This window comes from Halovenus salina (genome assembly GCF_026410925.1).
Classification (GTDB): domain Archaea; phylum Halobacteriota; class Halobacteria; order Halobacteriales; family Haloarculaceae; genus Halovenus; species Halovenus salina.
In genome coordinates, this window is the sequence record NZ_CP112972.1 from 2,664,846 (window position 1) to 2,680,011 (window position 15,166).

A 15,166-nucleotide genomic window follows, 5' to 3' on the forward strand; every position below is an offset into this window, starting at 1 on the left:
GTCAGTCTATTCGGCCTCCTCCTCGCTAACAGCCTGTTTTGGAAGTGTCGCTTTGAAGTCCTCCCAGACATCGATATGGTTGACCTCAATTCCAATGGCTGTCTCTATCTGATTGCCGAGATCCGCAGCAGTAAATTCCTCAGGTATTTCGGCTTCGTCTATTTCTTCAGATTCAATGAGGCCATCAGCTGCCAAGTCTACACTACAGGTGAGGTGGCGATCACCGACGATATGCACTGCTTCGATTTTGTCTTTGACTTCGTTGAGTGTTCGAAGTGTTTCTGTTACGTCAATCGTAACGTCTCGAATATCACGAAGCTCACCGGGTGAATCATCTGTTCCCAACTCGACAGTTCGATGGAGATCCCCAGTGTGGAATCCAGATTCAAACTCGACTCGCAGATACAATCGTGGTGCTTGTCCGATCTTGCTCCGGGAAATCGTCTGATTCTTGATCGACCGCCATAATAGTGTGTCTAACCGCTCAACGTCGTCCGTTGAGAGGTGTGTGTCTGCGGCACCGTTTTCGTTCACGACACCGTGGAACGGGAAGATCGCGTACTTCAGCCGTTCATCTTGGGCGAAAGTTCCTTGTTGGTTTTCCTCATCAGATGAAAGGACAGATGTGAGCCGTTTCGATTCTGTGTTCCGTTCTACGCGGTTAAGAGAACGTGCCGGTGAAAACTGAACGGGCCCGGTGAGATTTGAACCAAATCGATCCTGAATCATGTCTTGAGTCTCGTCATTATCCACATCGAAGCTGAAGGTCGCACCGAAATATCGTACGTCAGCAGCGCGTTTGAGGAACGTTTCTTTGACAGCATCGACTGTCTCGAAATCTTCCGGCTCCTCAACTTCTTCAAACATTCCGAGGGCTGCATCAATCCGCTTGAAGGCTTGTCGGTCATCATCTGGGGTTCGGATGAATACCCCGTGCTTATCCGTCTGTAGTTGCTCTCGAAGATACCGCTTCAGTCGAACGTCTGTTACGACTGCTTGTCCGGTTGCTTGATCGATCCGCGGCTGATTATCGTTGTACGGATCTCCATTCGGATTGCAATCCTGCGCATCGTATACAAACAAGATCTCGGATCGTGTTTCAATATCTGTTCCGTCCTCTGCAGCAGTCGTCTCGGTTGTGGATGTACTTGTCATTGGTATTGTGTATGGGCGTGGTTATTTTTGTGTGGCTTCAGATTCGTTCCCGTTGGACTCGTTCATCGCCGCACTGGCGGCGTAACTGGCGTCTTCGCCGTAAGCCGTTCCAAGTGCGTAGAAATACCGAAACTGAACTGGGCTTATCTCCCAGTCCGTCGGCTCATCCGTCGCTAGCTCCTCAGGGAGTCGATGACGCACTCCCGGTGCGACCGTGGATCCAAGCTCATCAGCTTCCCGAGCGTAGATCCCATCTTTGGCGATTACCTTCGGAAGCATCTGCATCAACTGACTGGGTGTTATTTCACCGACATCGTATCGATCCATGAACGTCCGACTGATGTTGCGTTCCTCACGTTGATGCTTGCTTACCATACTGACGAATACGCCGGCGAGGAATGCTCCCTGTCGCTCGGTATCTTCATCAAGCACCGGGTGAGACTCGATGAATTCCGACAGTTGGGTTGATAGCGTTTCGACATATCCTATTGCTTCTGTTCCGCCATCTGTGGCGGGTTGTCCATACTCCTGTGGCGCTGAATCCTGTGGTGTCATGTATGTTGGTGGTGCTGCTAATTCGGGGTCATGTTGTGGCGTCGATAGAATACCAGCTCCGGCAAAGGTCTGCAATTGAGTGAACTGTTGCTTTACCTTCTGCTGCGTATTTGAATCATCTTCATCGTTTTCACGTCGATCATACTTGAGCCGCCGCATGTATTGAGAAAGCAACCACTCCGGATCAACCATATCGCCAGTGAGCACCGCATACGTAACACTTTCGCGAGGATCTGTAGCAGCGTCCTTGTAATCGCCTGCGTTCGGATATGGTTCAAGTAGTGTTTCGATCACGTACCTCCGATTGAGTATCAATTCTGCCAGCTGCCGTGCTGTGGCTGAGGGATCGATTAGTGACCAATTTTCTCGTGCGGTCAGACCAAGATGGCCCCCAAGTAGATGAGTTACCACTCTCTCGTGGCTGCGTGCAACATTCAATACAGAGAGTGTCGTGACTGCTGGCTCCTCAAAGAATACCCTTACTCCCGCACTGTCGGTCCGGAGTGTAATGAAATAAAATCGGAGTGCGTCCAGCAACTCGGGTTTATTTTGCTCAATAAACCGCTGTACTTGAAGCACCTGGTTGTCTCCGTCTGCCTGTTCATCCCATCGGTCGTCTCGAATACGATTGAGCAACTCATGTGTAAACACCGCCTTCTCGACGGTTTGTTCGCCCGTGAAATATGGTAGAGCATACACACGAAGCCCACCGACAGACCAATAACATGAACGAACCAGTGAGTCAGATTGTGATATTAGCACCCCTGTTCTCGCTGACAGTGGATTCTGACGCCAGCTGGAATCATCCTGGAAGCCAAACATTTCGTCGGTGTGTTGAAGCGCATACACACCAAGTGGCCCCTCAACGGCCCCAACAACCTCTGTTTCCTCTCCTGTCACCGAACAGGTGCCATCGCCTTTTGATACGCCATCACCATCACTGACGTTTTTGCCGGCAAGTTTCGTTCGGTTGCGTTCTGCAGCTGCCGCTATGAATACTGGTATCTCTCCGGGCCAATATTTATTTCCGGATGGCTCGTCGGCTGGGGGTTCCGCTAATGAATCTGTATCAAGACGCAAGCGGATCGTCGAGATGACTTTCGAGGACCCTTCGTACTGGTCTTCGACGGCGTTTTCGAGTTGTGCTTGTGTGTCGTCATCTTCCCCAAGGGATGATATCGCTGTGATTAATCGACCATCTGGATGCTCATCGGCAACAGATTGAATCGGCTCTCTTTCTGGCCATTTAGCTACTCGTTCAACGCAATACTCTTGTACGTCTTCAACTGTGTTAGTGCCACTCTTTTTGCCGACGTTGGTAACACTGTGATCACGCTTTCCTGAGCTGTACCGCGACAAACCAAGGTCGCTGATTCGTTCATCGGTAAGTGCGTGCTTTTCGATCCCCTCTAACTGTGGGTTGGTATGATCCCTGAGGTCGATATCAACGCTCACAATTATCCACTCCTCAGAGTCTAATCCTCGAAGTCGATCAGGTGTCAGGAACGCTTCGTCAGTTGTCGGTTTGATACCCTTGCTTGCAAGCTCAATCGCCCCATAATATGCCAACAAGGCATTCAACGAGGTCAGTTCGAATGTCGGGATTTTGTCTGCCAGTTCTGCAGGATCTAGTGAGGCCAGCGGTGTCTCTAATGGTGATGTCATGGCGCGTATTCCATCCCTTTATCTGCTTCTCCCGGCCGGACTATCGAGTCTTCATCGAGATTCACGAATCCGAGTCCCAGCGAATTCCGTTCGCCGAGCCCACAGTCCAGCGCGAGATTGAGATGCCGGCGGTGGTGGTCGTCCCGAACCGTATACGAGAACTCCCACTTGCTCAGGACGTAGGTCATCTCTTGGCCCTCAGTCACCGTCACGGGGACGGCGAACGTCTTGAGCAGTTCATAGCCGTCGAACAGATCGCCGTCGACATCGCTCGGCCCCGGCAGGTGGTCGTGGGCGAAGCGGTCGTGTTTCTGGTCGAGGTTGTCCTCAAGCTGTTTGCGGAGTGGTTCCATCGAATGCTCGGGTCGCCAGAAAACAGCCGTGTCGCCGCCGGGGTGGTCGATACCATATTCCTCGCATCGCCACGGTGGAATTCGGACCAGAAGTCCAGTTCCAGTTTCAATCGTTCCACGCGTGCCGGGTTCACCGACATCCGGTTCGAGTGACGTGACATCATCGACGTGAAACGGCATTTCGCCAATGTTCAGCTCCGACTCTTCGAGCAGGTTGGCAGCGACGTTGGCCAGTAACTCCTTGTCGGGCGAGGCGACCAACAGCTTTCGGTCGTCACCTTCCTCCATATCGTATGGGGGAAACGGATTCGAGTAGGCAAACCCCGGCGGCTCGCCAGTATCATGGCGCTGGTCGTACTCGGTGTCCTCAAGCGCGTCCCAGAGGCGACCGCGAAGCTTGTGATGGTAGTCGTTCTGGTAGGCTGCGTCCGCGCGTGCGGACAGATGAGCCATTATACGCACTCGGATGACTCACCTCTGTAGCGGGGAATCATGCAGCACAGTATACAAACAAATAATACTAAAAAGGGTGGTACAGGGTGAAAGTAAAATATTCAATATTCAGTACATATGAACAAAAGTAGAGATACATGTGTTGGTTGGGTAGCGGATCTGTATCGAGTGATTAGACAAAATACTGTCTTGGCAGGTCTATTATATGCTCCCATTACGGTAGACTGTACCGCTATTTCCGATCTTACCGCCAGATTGATAATACATCATACAGTATCGAATAACGGAATCCCCCATACGAAGGCGGGGCGGGCAGAAATTCGAATGGGTCCGATTGCGTTATTCGAAATCTGGATATCGGTCAAAAGTCGAATTCCGGCGTCTGACGACCCAGTGATAGAGAATTCGAAGGGTTGCAAACCGTACGTACCGCGTATGGGTTCGGGCGGTTTCGAACCGCCGACCTCGGCCTTGTAAAGGCCGCGTCATAACCGGCTAGACCACGAACCCTATCTGGATAAAGACTGTGCTGACGAATAACGCTTACTTTTTGTGCTGAAATCATACCGGTGAAGCGCCGACTGCGGCGTCGACCGACTGTCGAGTGACCGGATGTAAACGATTATTACCGGTGAGTGGATAGAGAAAGTCAACATGTACTACGAAAACGGGCGAATACTGACCGTGGGGCTCGGACTTATTGCGGTAGTGGCGACTGCACTCGTCGTCACGGTCATCGGCGGCAGCGTCGAGGAACTTGCCTACGCCTTTGCGGGTGGTATCGGTGTCGCAGTCGTCGTCATCGGCTCGTACGCCTACGGCGACCGGAAAGGACTGCCACACTCTCACAGCGTGGCCGTCGCAGGCATTGCACTGGGCCTGCTTGCCACTGCTGCTATCCTTGGCCGGTTGCTGACAGAGTTCGGCGCGTAGATGTCGACTTCGTCACTGGCGGCTCTGTCCCGCCGACGTGACATCCATCTTCTAACAGTCGTCACGGTCGTCGAGCTGTGTCTTCTCGCCGGGTATTTTCTCGTTCGCCCGGAACAGCCCACCCTGTTGCGCTATACACTGTACCCCTTCATCTGGATTAACGTCGCTGTACTCGCCGCAATTCACGTTGATGTGCCCGACGCCCCGCGGCGGTCCTCGATTGCAGCCGCTGCCATCGCGACGCTTTATTTCGGCGTCTTGCTGTATCTGAGCGGTCTCCTCGGCGTTCCTAGCGACGACCTGCTCCAGCTCTCTGGGCTGGTTGACGTACAGGCTGGAACCCCAGGAACCGAGCGCCTGCATATCGTTACCGAAGCGTTCTACGTCTCTATCATCCCGTACCGGACAGTTGGCTATCTGGTCCTCTCGTATCTCGTCTACGTGACCGTTCTCGACCTGTCGGGAAGCCTGATCGCCGGCGCGCTCGGACTGTTTAGCTGTGTCGGCTGTGCGTTTCCGATTCTCGTCTCACTGTCAGCAGGGCTGTTCGGCGGAACTGCCGTCGCCACCGCAGTCTACAGTTCGCAGTTCGATATCTCGACGGTCGTGTTTTCGGTCTCGATTGCCCTGTTGTACCTGCGCCCCGGCGTCGATGGGACCCTCGGCGCTGTCAGGGATTCGTCGTAATCACCCGGCTGCAGTCGTCTACTTTCACTTTCACTTTCACTCCGGCCGTGGCTCGGCTTGATACACGGGGAGTACCTTCTAGTATGTATGATGGAACAACTGGGAACTACCTGCGAGAACGAGAGCTGTGAACGGCCGCTGGGCGACGAGGAGCCCATGCTCGTCTACGAAACCGAGTACGGCGAGCGTCGCGCATACGAGTGTCGTTGCGGGACCGTGACCGTCACCGTTCACCGCCGAGAGTGACAACCGTCAGTCGTTTACTCTCCCGTGAGCAACACAGCCTATGACCGACGACGCGTGGGTGAGTCTCTTCTCGGGCGGGAAAGATTCCTCGTGGGCGCTGTATCAGGCACTGGAGCGGGGCCTTCCCGTCGAGCGCCTGGTGACCGTCCACCCTCCGGACGATTCGTACATGTATCACGTCCCAGCGACGGAGCTAGCGTCGCTGGCTGCCGAAAGTATCGGCATTCCGCTGGTCGAAGTCGAGTCGTCGTTCGATACCGACGATGTCGCAGACGCCGGCGAACAGGGAGACACCGAGATAGAGCCACTCGAAGCCGCACTCACAGACCTCGATGAGCTGGCAGGCCTGACCGTCGGCGCCGTCGAAAGCGAGTACCAGAACTCTCGGGTTGGGGCGATGGCCGACCGGCTCGGGGTTGACGTGTTCGCACCGCTGTGGCAGCGTAACCCGCGTGAACTCGGCGAGACAATGCTCGGTGCCGGCTTCGAAATAAAGATAATCCGGGTCGCCGCCGGCGGCCTCGACGACTCCTGGCTCGGGCGAAGCCTCGACGCCGACGCCCTTGACGAGCTCGCTACCCTCAACGACCAGTACGGCGTCCATCTGCTCGGAGAGGGCGGCGAGTTCGAGACCCTGGTTACCGACGGCCCACATATGGACCGGCCGCTTCGACTCGACTACGAGGTCGAGTGGGACGGCACGCGCGGACAGCTCCAGGTTACAGACGCCTGGCTCGACTAGACGATAGCGTCGATACGGCCGACCGGTATCACCGAGTAATCGATAGAGTGTGTGTCCCCTGTCGCACGACTCTTCCCGACGAACGTCGAGATATCGTCGAGTCGCCCCTCCAGGATGAACAACTCATACAGCAGTGGTTCCCGATGTGGTTGTAGACGTGTGAGGTGACGCTTAGCCCAGAGTCGTGACGCAGCGTCATCATCTTGTGTTCGGCATCGGTCGACTCGTAGTTGAACAGCACTGTCACGACACTCCTGAGATCTCTGTCTTCCTGTTGTTTGTCCTCAAACTCATTGAGGAGATTCCGAGACGCCTCGGGAACGACCCCGCTGCGGCCGGTATCGCCGTGCTCTCTGGCAAAGGAGTCGAGACACTCCAGCAGCTTGTCTGGCATCGAGACGCTGACCACGGCCATCTAATAAAATAACCTAATTTAGGTAATAGGATATAGCAACCGCCGTGCCCCCAAGCAGTAGAGCGTTGCCCCCACCAATAGAACTATATAGTGGTGTGACAAAGCATATCATGTATGGCGTCAGCACAGACTGATGACGATATGTTCGACGAGTTTCTCGCCCAGCGCGGTCACGAGACCGAGTCCGCCGGGTGGGAAGAAAGCTACAACAAAAAGCAGTGTCCCGACTGTGGAGGGCTTCACGCGTCGGACGCAACAGCGTGTTCGATCTGTGGCTGGTCCCCGGTATAATTTCGCTCAGTAATTTATCGGCTGTTCGTCGTCACTACCAGTAGTCGACGGTGTGACGATACTGACGGCATCTGTAACTTGCTCGACCAGGTTGAGAACCTCGTCGGTACAGTGTTCTTCGGTTAGCGACTGGCCTTCGAGAAGCACCTCACAGCACACTGTGTTTTCTGGTATCGGTTCGTCGGTGCCGTATCTGTGTGAAGAGCGCATGATGAAGTGGGACTCGCGTCCGCGCCCAACGAACACCCACATCCTAAAATCGAGCGGCGACGGGTCACGCGCGACAATGTAGGTGTCTTGGACGCTATTGGAGTGGTCGGCGTCGAACTGCCAGATTTTGAACTTCCCGTGGACCTCCGTGGGCTGGCCCTGCGGTTCCCGTGGTGCCGGGTCCTCGGGCGGAAGGTCGTGGTTGTCGGCGTAGCTATCGAGAGTAATGTCGGTCATCGAATTGTGGTTACCAATCGACGTGAATATAGTTTGTGTCCCGTGGGGTTCCGGCTCGCTTACGAGAACGTACCAGGCAAGCCTCTGCCGTAGCCACAACGTGCAAGACCCTCCGGTGCGTCACACCTCAGTAATGAACGTCGATACAGTGGTACTCGATGTCGACGGCGTCCTCGTCGACGTCGCCGACTCCTACCGGCGGGCGATTATCGAGTCGCTCGACCGCGTCATCGGGGAGACAATCGACCACGGGAACGTCCAGCAGTTCAAAGACGCCGGCGGGTTCAACAACGATTGGGAGTTGACCGACGCGGCTGCCCTGTTCCTGCTCGCCCGCGAGGAGGGCTGTGAGCTCTCGCTCAACCAGTTCACAACCGCTATCGAGGCAATGGGTGGGGGACTGAGTGCTGCCCGGAGCATTGTCTTCGAGGAACTCACGCCAGCGACACGCGAACGCGTCTTCAACAGGTGGGACAGTGAGCAACTCCGAGACGTGTTCCAACAGCTGTATCTCGGGGGTTCGCTCTACCGTGAACTCGAGGGAGGTGAACCGGGGCTCGAAACGCCGGGGTATATCCACGACGAGCCGGTGTTGGCGACCGAGGAGACCCTCGACCGGCTGCAGGCAGAGTACGAGGTCGGCGTGCTTACCGGCCGTCCCGCCCCGGAGGCGGAGATTGCTCTAGAGCGAGTTGGTCTCGACGTACCGCCCGCGCATCGCTTCACGATGGACGACTGGGAGGGCGGCAAGCCCGACCCGGACGCGCTCGTGACACTGGCCGACCGGTTCGGTGCTGACGAGCTGGTGTTTGCTGGCGATACCCTCGACGATGTGAAAACCGCCGTCAACGCACAGCGGACAGGCAGCCGAACCTACTACGGCGTCGGCGTGCTGACGGGCGGGCTGAGCGGCAAAGCGGGCCGAAACGCCTTCGAACGGGCCGGGGCAACGACGGTCGTCGACTCGGTCAACGACCTCCCCTCACTGCTTGCTGACTGACCCGCGCCCGTCGGCAGTCACGTCGCCTGTCACGTCGTGTTCTGTTCCCACTCTGCGCGCGAGATGCTGTATCTGACGGAGTCGCGTGGCTCGCCGTCGATAACGAGGTCGTTCCGGATGTGGCCCTCTTTGCGCCCGCCGAAGCGCTCGACGTACTTCTCGATGGCGCGCCGCGAGGGGTCGTTCTCCGGGTCGTGGCTGACCGTTACGACTTCGAGGTCGAGACGGTCGAAGGCCAGTTCGAGCATGCGCCCGGCGCGTTCTCCGGAGTATCCCCGACCCCAGAACGGCTTGCGCAGCCACGTGCCGAGGGTTGCGATCTTTCGGTCCCAGTCGGGATGGAGTCCGGCCAGACCCGCGAACTCGCCTGCTCGTTCGCCCTCTTTCGGACGGATAACGTAGGTTGCGTCCGCACCCTTCTCGAACTGGTCGCCACACTGTGTCACCCAGTCGGCAGCCTGCTTTGGATGGTCGTAGGGCTCCCAGGTGACGTACTCGGTAATCTCCTCGATATGTGGGGCACCGCGTTTGACGTGGCGATACAGCTCGAAGGGACCGATCTCGTCGGGATGGAGTCGCTCGTATCTGAGACGGTCACTTTCTATCTCGGCTGGAAAGACGCTCATGGCTCATGCAACGATGTGGTGGTCAAAAGGGTTTATCGCCGTACGGTACCAGGGAACACGCTCGGTCGACAGGTACACCAGGGCACCGCCCCAGGAGACAGGTATGTACCGCTGTGTTGCCTGTGACCGGCGCTACGAGGAGACCGCAGCCGCGCCGTGGCGCTGTGAGTGTGGCCATCCGCTGGATTTCGACCGTGACCCGCTTCCCCGAGACGGCCCCCCAGAGACCGTCGACCGTGACCGGGGGCTGTGGGCCTTCGACTCGTTTCTGCCGGTCGAGCGGCGGGTGACTCTTCGAGAGGGGTGGACGCCGCTGGTCGACGCCCCGGAGTGGGACTGTAGCTTCAAACTGGAGTACTGCTTCCCGACGGGCAGCTTCAAGGACCGCGGCGCGGCGACGACGCTCTCACACGCTCTCGCGCTGGGCGTCGACCACGTCGTCGAGGACTCCTCGGGCAACGCCGGCGCGGCCATCGCGACCTACGCTGCCCGCGCGGGCATCGACGCCGAGATCTACGTCCCCGCGGATACACCGTCCGGGAAGGTCCGTCCAATCGAGCGAGCGGGCGCGACGGTGCGGCGTATCGAGGGCGACCGACAGGCGGTCACTGACGCCTGTATCGACGCCGTCGAGGCCGGTGACGGATGGTACGCCAGTCACGCCTACCAACCCGCCTTCTTCGCCGGGACCGCGACGTTCGCGTTCGAACTCTGTACGCAGCGCGAGGAGGCCGGCAACTGGATCGCCCCCGATGCGGTCGTGACGCCGCTGGGCCACGGGACGCTCTTTCTGGGTGCCTACCGCGGCTTCCGGGCGCTTGAAGCCGCAGGCTGGATAGACGACCTGCCGCGTCTCTACGGCGTCCAGGCCGCTGGTGTCGCGCCAATTGCCGACCAGCGAGGCAGTGACACCGCTGTGGACGTCAACACGGCAGCAGATGGTATCCAGATAACCGACCCACCCAGGGGCGATCAGATTCTCGACGCTATCGAGGCGACGGGTGGCGATGCCATCGCCGTCGACGCCGAGCAGACAGATGCAACACTCGACCGACTCCACGCGGCGGGCTTCTATACCGAGCCGACCTGTGCGGTCGCACCGGCCGGGCTCGAACTGCTCCGAGAGCGCGGCGAGGTCGGTGCCGACGAGAGTGTTGTCGTGCCACTCACCGGGAGCGGACTCAAGAAGTAGCGTCGGTCAGGCCTCGCGCTCGATGACAAAGCGCGTGAACTCCCGGAGGTCCGACTCTGCCTCGGATTCGAGGTCAAGATCGTCAAGCTGGCCCCGTGCGCTGGCGGCCAGTTCTTCGGCGCGATCGTTGGCGTACTCCAGTGCATCGACGGACTGCATGATTTCGATAGCCTTCAGAATCTCTTCGTCTGTGTTGTCCTCGGCCCAGAGAATCTCTTCGAGCCGCGCGACCTCCTCGGGCGGTGCGTGTTCTGCGGTGTAGATGACCATCAGCGTCTTCTTCCCCTCGCGGATGTCGTTGCCGAACTCCTTGCCGAAGTCGCCAGCCTGGTCGAGCGTGTGCTCGATGTCGAGGATATCGTCGCCAATCTGGAAGGCGATGGACATCTCCTCGGCGTAGGCGGCTAGGTCGTGCTCGACTTCGTCGGGCTGGTCGGTGACGATTGCGGCAAGCCGAGCCACGATACGCGCGAGACAGCCCGTCTTGCAGGCACACATCTCGTAGTAGCGCCGTTCGTTGACGGTCACCGCCTCCTGGTTGTGCCAGTAGATATCCATCCCCTGGCCGAGGTGTGTGCGATTGAGTTCGTGTGTGAGCATCTCGTAGGACTGCAGGCGCTGGCTGTCACTGAGCACGTCGGCGTTGCGGTCGATGACCTTCAGCGGGATGAAGTACATCGCGTTGCCGGCGTTGAGTGCGATATCGGTGCCAAAGACCTGGTGCAGCGCCTCCTGTCCGCGGCGTTTCCGTGCGCCGTCCTCGACATCGTCGACAATTATCGTCCCGTTGTGGAGAATCTCGGGAATACAGGCGAAGGGGAGATACTCCTCTGGGTCCTCGCCCAGTGCCTCGACGATGACCAGCAGGAGAATCGCACGCCAGCGCTTCCCGCCACGGTCGAGCAGGTTCCACAGCGGGTCCGCCAGCGCCGCCTGGATCGCCTCGGCCTGGTACTGGTAGGTCGCCTCGCCGAAGAAGTCACTCAGGTAGGTCTCCTCGACGACGCGAGGAACCAGGTCTTCGATAGCGTCATCTATCCGCGGTCGCCACTCCACGAACCGTTCACGCATACGTCTGCCTCCAGTGTGGATTCGACATTACTCACTTACCTCAGTTCCGCAGTAGTAGGTGGATATTCAAATCACCTGAATAAAAACCCACCGGGACAGCGAGTTCGCGCGTTGTATCTGTCCCGGTATCAGGGAGGCCAACAAAGCCTATGTGTACACAGCACAGACGACGACCATGCGCGAAGCAAGCCGGACGACACGAAAGCGGATGACCGACCGCTTGCGCGAGGAGGCACTCTCCGCGAGTGCGCTTGCCCGAGAGTTCGAACTGCAGACCGCGACCGCGCTCACACACGTCGAACACATCGCCCAGACGCTCGACGGTACCGACGAGGAACTCCTAGTTGCGCCCCCAGAGTGTCGCGACTGTGGCTTCGATAGGTTCGATGACCTCATCAACCGCCCGAGCCGGTGTCCCGACTGCAAGAGCGAAGCTATCGACGAGCCCGCGTTCCGGGTTGAGTAGATCCAAACGGCATCCCCGATTCCGGACAGACACACGCCGAAAACGTCGTCTTTCCGCACTCTCGACCCAGGTCCGTCGCTGCTGGGAATCGAAGGGCTTAATCCCGGGACACTCATCTGAGCAAGATGCGGGACCGTGGGGTAGCGGTATCCTCGGCGCATGGGGTGCGTCGGACCTGAGTTCGAATCTCGGCGGTCCCATACCACTTTTTCCCTCGTCGGGTTTCCTTACGAGCCTTCGGCTCGCTGCGGGAACCACTCCTCGCAAAAACTTGGTGAAAAAGGCCGGACGCTCGCTTCGCTCGCGTTCGGTTGGTTCTCTGGGATTCATATCATAATCTTCAGTTGCGGACCGTAAATCTCGGCGACAAAGCCAACTTTCACAAGATTCCGTGACTCTGCGGCAAGCAGGAACTCGCGGCGAAATGGTCGGACTACGGCCAAGGCGAGATTATCGACGTGTACCCGCTGTCTATCGCGACGATCTCGCGCCCACATCGAATCGCTCGCCAGCCCGACGGGGCGTTACTACCTCGTCTGTGGCCGCACCGGCGACCGGCCAGTCCCCGCAGACGGCCTTTATTTCGACAGTCGACCCACCGCTCGCGCGGCGGCCACGGCGACAGACCGCTACCGGACGGCGCTCCGCCGGTACGACCCACAACTCACCTCCCACGACGTAATCGTCTCCGAGCGGGTCGATACGGTTCGGTCGCCCGACGACCCGCAGTATCCGGCCCATGGCTCTGTCGACGCCGACACAGTGGACGGTCTCGTGTTCATGCCCCATGGAACGAACGTCATCCGCATCCATGATGATGGCCGTCCGACGCGAATCGCTGTCAAGGACTTCGTCGACGAGGTCGCTATCACCGACCGGGATCTCCCGGAGCTGGCAGCCGTATTCCCGTACTCGCTTCGGGATGACGACCGATACAAACACCATATCCTACAGCAAGCACCGCCCGAATCATTCTGTCACCGGATCGTCGGGACACTGTTCGTTGGGGTGTTCCGCTACCTTGCCGACCTGTTGGCCCGTCACCACGACTATCCGGAAGAACGGTTCTGGGGCCAGATTCGAACGGCTATCGACAACTATCAGGCCCGGTTCCCGGATCTCAAACCACGATTCGAACTGTTTGATCTCTACAGGCCACGATTCAAAAAGTACTGTCTCAACCGCAACCGCATGGTACGACATGGCTACGAGGACACCAGCAGCCGACCGGACGTACCAAGCCACGGGACCGTGTCCAATCCTCTCTCGGAACGGCCCCAAGAATAAATACACGAGCGCAGATTGGTTTAGGCCAGTCTAAAGTTCGAAGCTATTATTATCTTTTAGGTATGCCTAAAAAGTATGCCAGAACATGATGGCAGTCAAGAAGCATTGACGCGACGAAACTACGTGAAGCTCGGAAGCGCGGCGGTCGGGGGGACACTGTTGGCGGGGTGTACCGGCAGTGGAGAGTCGACAGGCGAGGAGAGTTCGACCGACGAGACCGATATGCAGGCAGACAGCTCCCATACCGTCTCGATGGAGCCGATGGGAACCGTTTCGTTCGACGGCGTCCCGGAAACGTGGGTTCCCTACGGTGGGGATTATGCGGATATGGGCGTCGCGCTGGGACAGGCCGACGGTCTCCTCCGCGTCGGAAACGCCGGTGAGTACTACACGGACATCTACGACGAGCTTCCGGGTGTCAGCGTCGATAGCGACATCCTCGAAAAGGAGTCGCTGATAGACAACGGGATGTCCAAGGAGCTGTTCTACGAGATGGAAGCCGATGTCCACATCATCGACCCGGTGATGCTCAAAAACTGGTTCGACTGGAGCGATGGGGATGTCGAAGAGATCCGAGACGGAGTCGCTCCCTTCTTCGGGAACATGATCTTCAGATGGTCCGACGGCTGGCACGAACACAGATACTACACGCTGTATCAGGCGTTCGAAAAGATGGCAGAGCTGTTCGACGAACAGGAGCGGTACGAAGCCTTCGAAACGCTCCACGACGAGTACATCTCCTCGATCCAAGCGCGGCTCCCACCGACAGCCGACCGTCCCAACGTCATGCTCACATACGAGCTATCGGACGAACCCAGTGAGTTCACTCCCTACCGGCTTATCGATCAGGGAACGAGCAAGAAACAGTGGAATGACCTCGGCGTGGGCGATGCGCTGGCTGGCACGGGAATCGAAAACCTGAGCACCGAAAACCGAACCAAACTCGACTACGAAAACCTTCTGGAGGTCGACCCTGACGTGCTTCTCATTCGGGGACACGAACAGAAAACAGCCACTGAGTTCCGTGAGACGGTGCTGGCATACATGCAGGACCACTCCGTTGCGAGCGAGCTGACCGCCGTCCAAAACGGACGTGTCTATCGTGGCGGCCCGCTTCGTCAGGGGCCGATCCAGAACCTCCTCAATACCGAACGGGCGGCGAAACAGCTGTTCCCTGACGAGTTCGGCGACGTGACCGGTGACAACGAACTGTTCGACCGCCAGCGCGTCGCCGACATAGTCACCGGCGAGTTCTGAACAGCGGAACCGATCCGTCGACTCCCGACATCGTTTCGAAACCGAACCGCGACCGGACGACACAACTACATCTATACCGAACCATGACCAGACGACACCACCGTCTCGATACCGGAACCGCTCCGGAGATCAGCTATGCGGCACTAACTGACATCGAGCGTCACCGGTTGGCTGCCGGAGTCTACTACGCCCAACACCATGGTATCGGCGAGCAGCCGGATCAACCGTTCTTTCGGCACTATCGTCGGCGCGTCGGGCCATCCTGTTCCGTCTTCTCGGCAGTCTGGCCCGTGAGAACCCTGACGCACTCTCGACACCGGTTCGT

16 protein-coding genes, 2 tRNA genes and 2 pseudogenes are annotated in these 15,166 nt (G+C 57.9%); 12 read left to right on the top strand and 8 right to left on the bottom strand.

What is annotated here, in order from left to right:
* Positions 1-6: 6 nt before the first annotated feature.
* From cas7b to OSC37_RS13355, 4 genes are all read right to left on the bottom strand, one after another.
* Positions 7-1,155, bottom strand: coding sequence for a type I-B CRISPR-associated protein Cas7/Csh2 (gene cas7b / locus OSC37_RS13340; protein ID WP_267161933.1), 1,149 nt, complete (start codon positions 1,153-1,155; stop codon positions 7-9).
* A gap of 21 nt (positions 1,156-1,176) precedes the next feature.
* On the bottom strand, positions 1,177-3,375 hold the full coding sequence (locus tag OSC37_RS13345) for a TM1802 family CRISPR-associated protein (RefSeq protein WP_267161934.1): 2,199 nt from the start codon (positions 3,373-3,375) through the stop codon (positions 1,177-1,179).
* Positions 3,372-4,181 carry a CRISPR-associated endoribonuclease Cas6 gene (cas6, locus tag OSC37_RS13350; RefSeq protein WP_267161935.1) on the bottom strand — a complete coding sequence of 270 codons (810 nt, stop codon included), beginning with the start codon at positions 4,179-4,181 and terminating at the stop codon, positions 3,372-3,374. Before cas6 ends, OSC37_RS13345 begins: the two co-directional genes overlap by 4 nt.
* A 436-nt stretch (positions 4,182-4,617) precedes the next feature.
* Positions 4,618-4,691: transfer RNA gene (locus OSC37_RS13355), tRNA-Val, on the bottom strand.
* Between the two features lie 144 nt (positions 4,692-4,835).
* Here OSC37_RS13355 and OSC37_RS13360 point away from each other — a divergent pair.
* The 4 genes from OSC37_RS13360 to OSC37_RS13375 all read left to right on the top strand — a co-directional run bounded on the left by OSC37_RS13360 (position 4,836) and on the right by OSC37_RS13375 (position 6,789).
* The gene (locus OSC37_RS13360) at positions 4,836-5,114 is read left to right on the top strand and encodes a hypothetical protein (protein ID WP_267161936.1); all 279 of its coding nucleotides are present in this window, start codon (positions 4,836-4,838) and stop codon (positions 5,112-5,114) included.
* Complete coding sequence (locus tag OSC37_RS13365) at positions 5,115-5,801, top strand: DUF7546 family protein (RefSeq protein ID WP_267161937.1); 687 nt, start codon at positions 5,115-5,117, stop codon at positions 5,799-5,801.
* Positions 5,802-5,888: 87 nt separating this feature from the next.
* On the top strand, positions 5,889-6,047 hold the full coding sequence (locus OSC37_RS13370) for a hypothetical protein (RefSeq protein WP_267161938.1): 159 nt from the start codon (positions 5,889-5,891) through the stop codon (positions 6,045-6,047).
* A 40-nt stretch (positions 6,048-6,087) separates the two neighbouring features.
* Positions 6,088-6,789, top strand: a complete 702-nt coding sequence (locus OSC37_RS13375; protein ID WP_267161939.1) for a diphthine--ammonia ligase — start codon at positions 6,088-6,090, stop codon at positions 6,787-6,789.
* Here the strand turns inward: OSC37_RS13375 and OSC37_RS13380 are convergent.
* Positions 6,786-7,204: pseudogene (locus tag OSC37_RS13380) on the bottom strand (CopG family ribbon-helix-helix protein). The gene OSC37_RS13375 and the pseudogene OSC37_RS13380 overlap by 4 nt on opposite strands.
* A gap of 114 nt (positions 7,205-7,318) precedes the next feature.
* Here OSC37_RS13380 and OSC37_RS13385 point away from each other — a divergent pair.
* Positions 7,319-7,495 (top strand): HVO_0416 family zinc finger protein, encoded by a 177-nt coding sequence (locus OSC37_RS13385; RefSeq protein ID WP_267161940.1) that lies wholly within the window; start codon positions 7,319-7,321, stop codon positions 7,493-7,495.
* A gap of 6 nt (positions 7,496-7,501) precedes the next feature.
* On the opposite strand, the gene OSC37_RS13390 is transcribed toward OSC37_RS13385, so the two are convergent.
* The gene (locus tag OSC37_RS13390) at positions 7,502-7,942 is read right to left on the bottom strand and encodes a hypothetical protein (RefSeq protein WP_267161941.1); all 441 of its coding nucleotides are present in this window, start codon (positions 7,940-7,942) and stop codon (positions 7,502-7,504) included.
* Positions 7,943-8,075: 133 nt separating this feature from the next.
* Between OSC37_RS13390 and OSC37_RS13395 the strand changes: the two genes are divergently transcribed.
* Positions 8,076-8,942 (top strand): TIGR01548 family HAD-type hydrolase, encoded by an 867-nt coding sequence (locus OSC37_RS13395; protein ID WP_267161942.1) that lies wholly within the window; start codon positions 8,076-8,078, stop codon positions 8,940-8,942.
* A gap of 29 nt (positions 8,943-8,971) precedes the next feature.
* Here OSC37_RS13395 and OSC37_RS13400 read toward each other — a convergent pair whose 3' ends face one another.
* The gene (locus OSC37_RS13400) at positions 8,972-9,568 is read right to left on the bottom strand and encodes a GNAT family N-acetyltransferase (protein ID WP_267161943.1); all 597 of its coding nucleotides are present in this window, start codon (positions 9,566-9,568) and stop codon (positions 8,972-8,974) included.
* Positions 9,569-9,671: 103 nt separating this feature from the next.
* Here OSC37_RS13400 and OSC37_RS13405 point away from each other — a divergent pair, with 103 nt between their 5' ends.
* Positions 9,672-10,760 (top strand): pyridoxal-phosphate dependent enzyme, encoded by a 1,089-nt coding sequence (locus OSC37_RS13405; protein ID WP_267161944.1) that lies wholly within the window; start codon positions 9,672-9,674, stop codon positions 10,758-10,760.
* 6 nt (positions 10,761-10,766) lie between these two features.
* Here the strand turns inward: OSC37_RS13405 and OSC37_RS13410 are convergent, their stop codons facing one another.
* Positions 10,767-11,831 carry a polyprenyl synthetase family protein gene (locus tag OSC37_RS13410; RefSeq protein WP_267161945.1) on the bottom strand — a complete coding sequence of 355 codons (1,065 nt, stop codon included), beginning with the start codon at positions 11,829-11,831 and terminating at the stop codon, positions 10,767-10,769.
* A 175-nt stretch (positions 11,832-12,006) separates the two neighbouring features.
* Here OSC37_RS13410 and OSC37_RS13415 point away from each other — a divergent pair, with 175 nt between their 5' ends.
* The 5 genes and pseudogenes from OSC37_RS13415 to OSC37_RS13435 all read left to right on the top strand — a co-directional run bounded on the left by OSC37_RS13415 (position 12,007) and on the right by OSC37_RS13435 (position 14,841).
* A complete protein-coding gene (locus OSC37_RS13415) occupies positions 12,007-12,297 on the top strand; it encodes a transcriptional regulator (RefSeq protein ID WP_267161946.1) in 291 nt (96 codons plus the stop codon).
* Between the two features lie 129 nt (positions 12,298-12,426).
* Positions 12,427-12,497, top strand: a tRNA-Pro gene (locus OSC37_RS13420).
* A gap of 295 nt (positions 12,498-12,792) precedes the next feature.
* Positions 12,793-12,933: pseudogene (locus OSC37_RS19020) on the top strand (DUF7552 domain-containing protein); the annotation flags it as partial.
* Between the two features lie 144 nt (positions 12,934-13,077).
* Entirely contained in the window at positions 13,078-13,584 is a 507-nt protein-coding gene (locus tag OSC37_RS13430; protein ID WP_267161948.1) for an IucA/IucC family C-terminal-domain containing protein, read from the top strand.
* Positions 13,585-13,659: 75 nt separating this feature from the next.
* Complete coding sequence (locus OSC37_RS13435; RefSeq protein WP_267161949.1) at positions 13,660-14,841, top strand: ABC transporter substrate-binding protein; 1,182 nt, start codon at positions 13,660-13,662, stop codon at positions 14,839-14,841.
* Positions 14,842-15,166 lie beyond the last annotated feature (325 nt).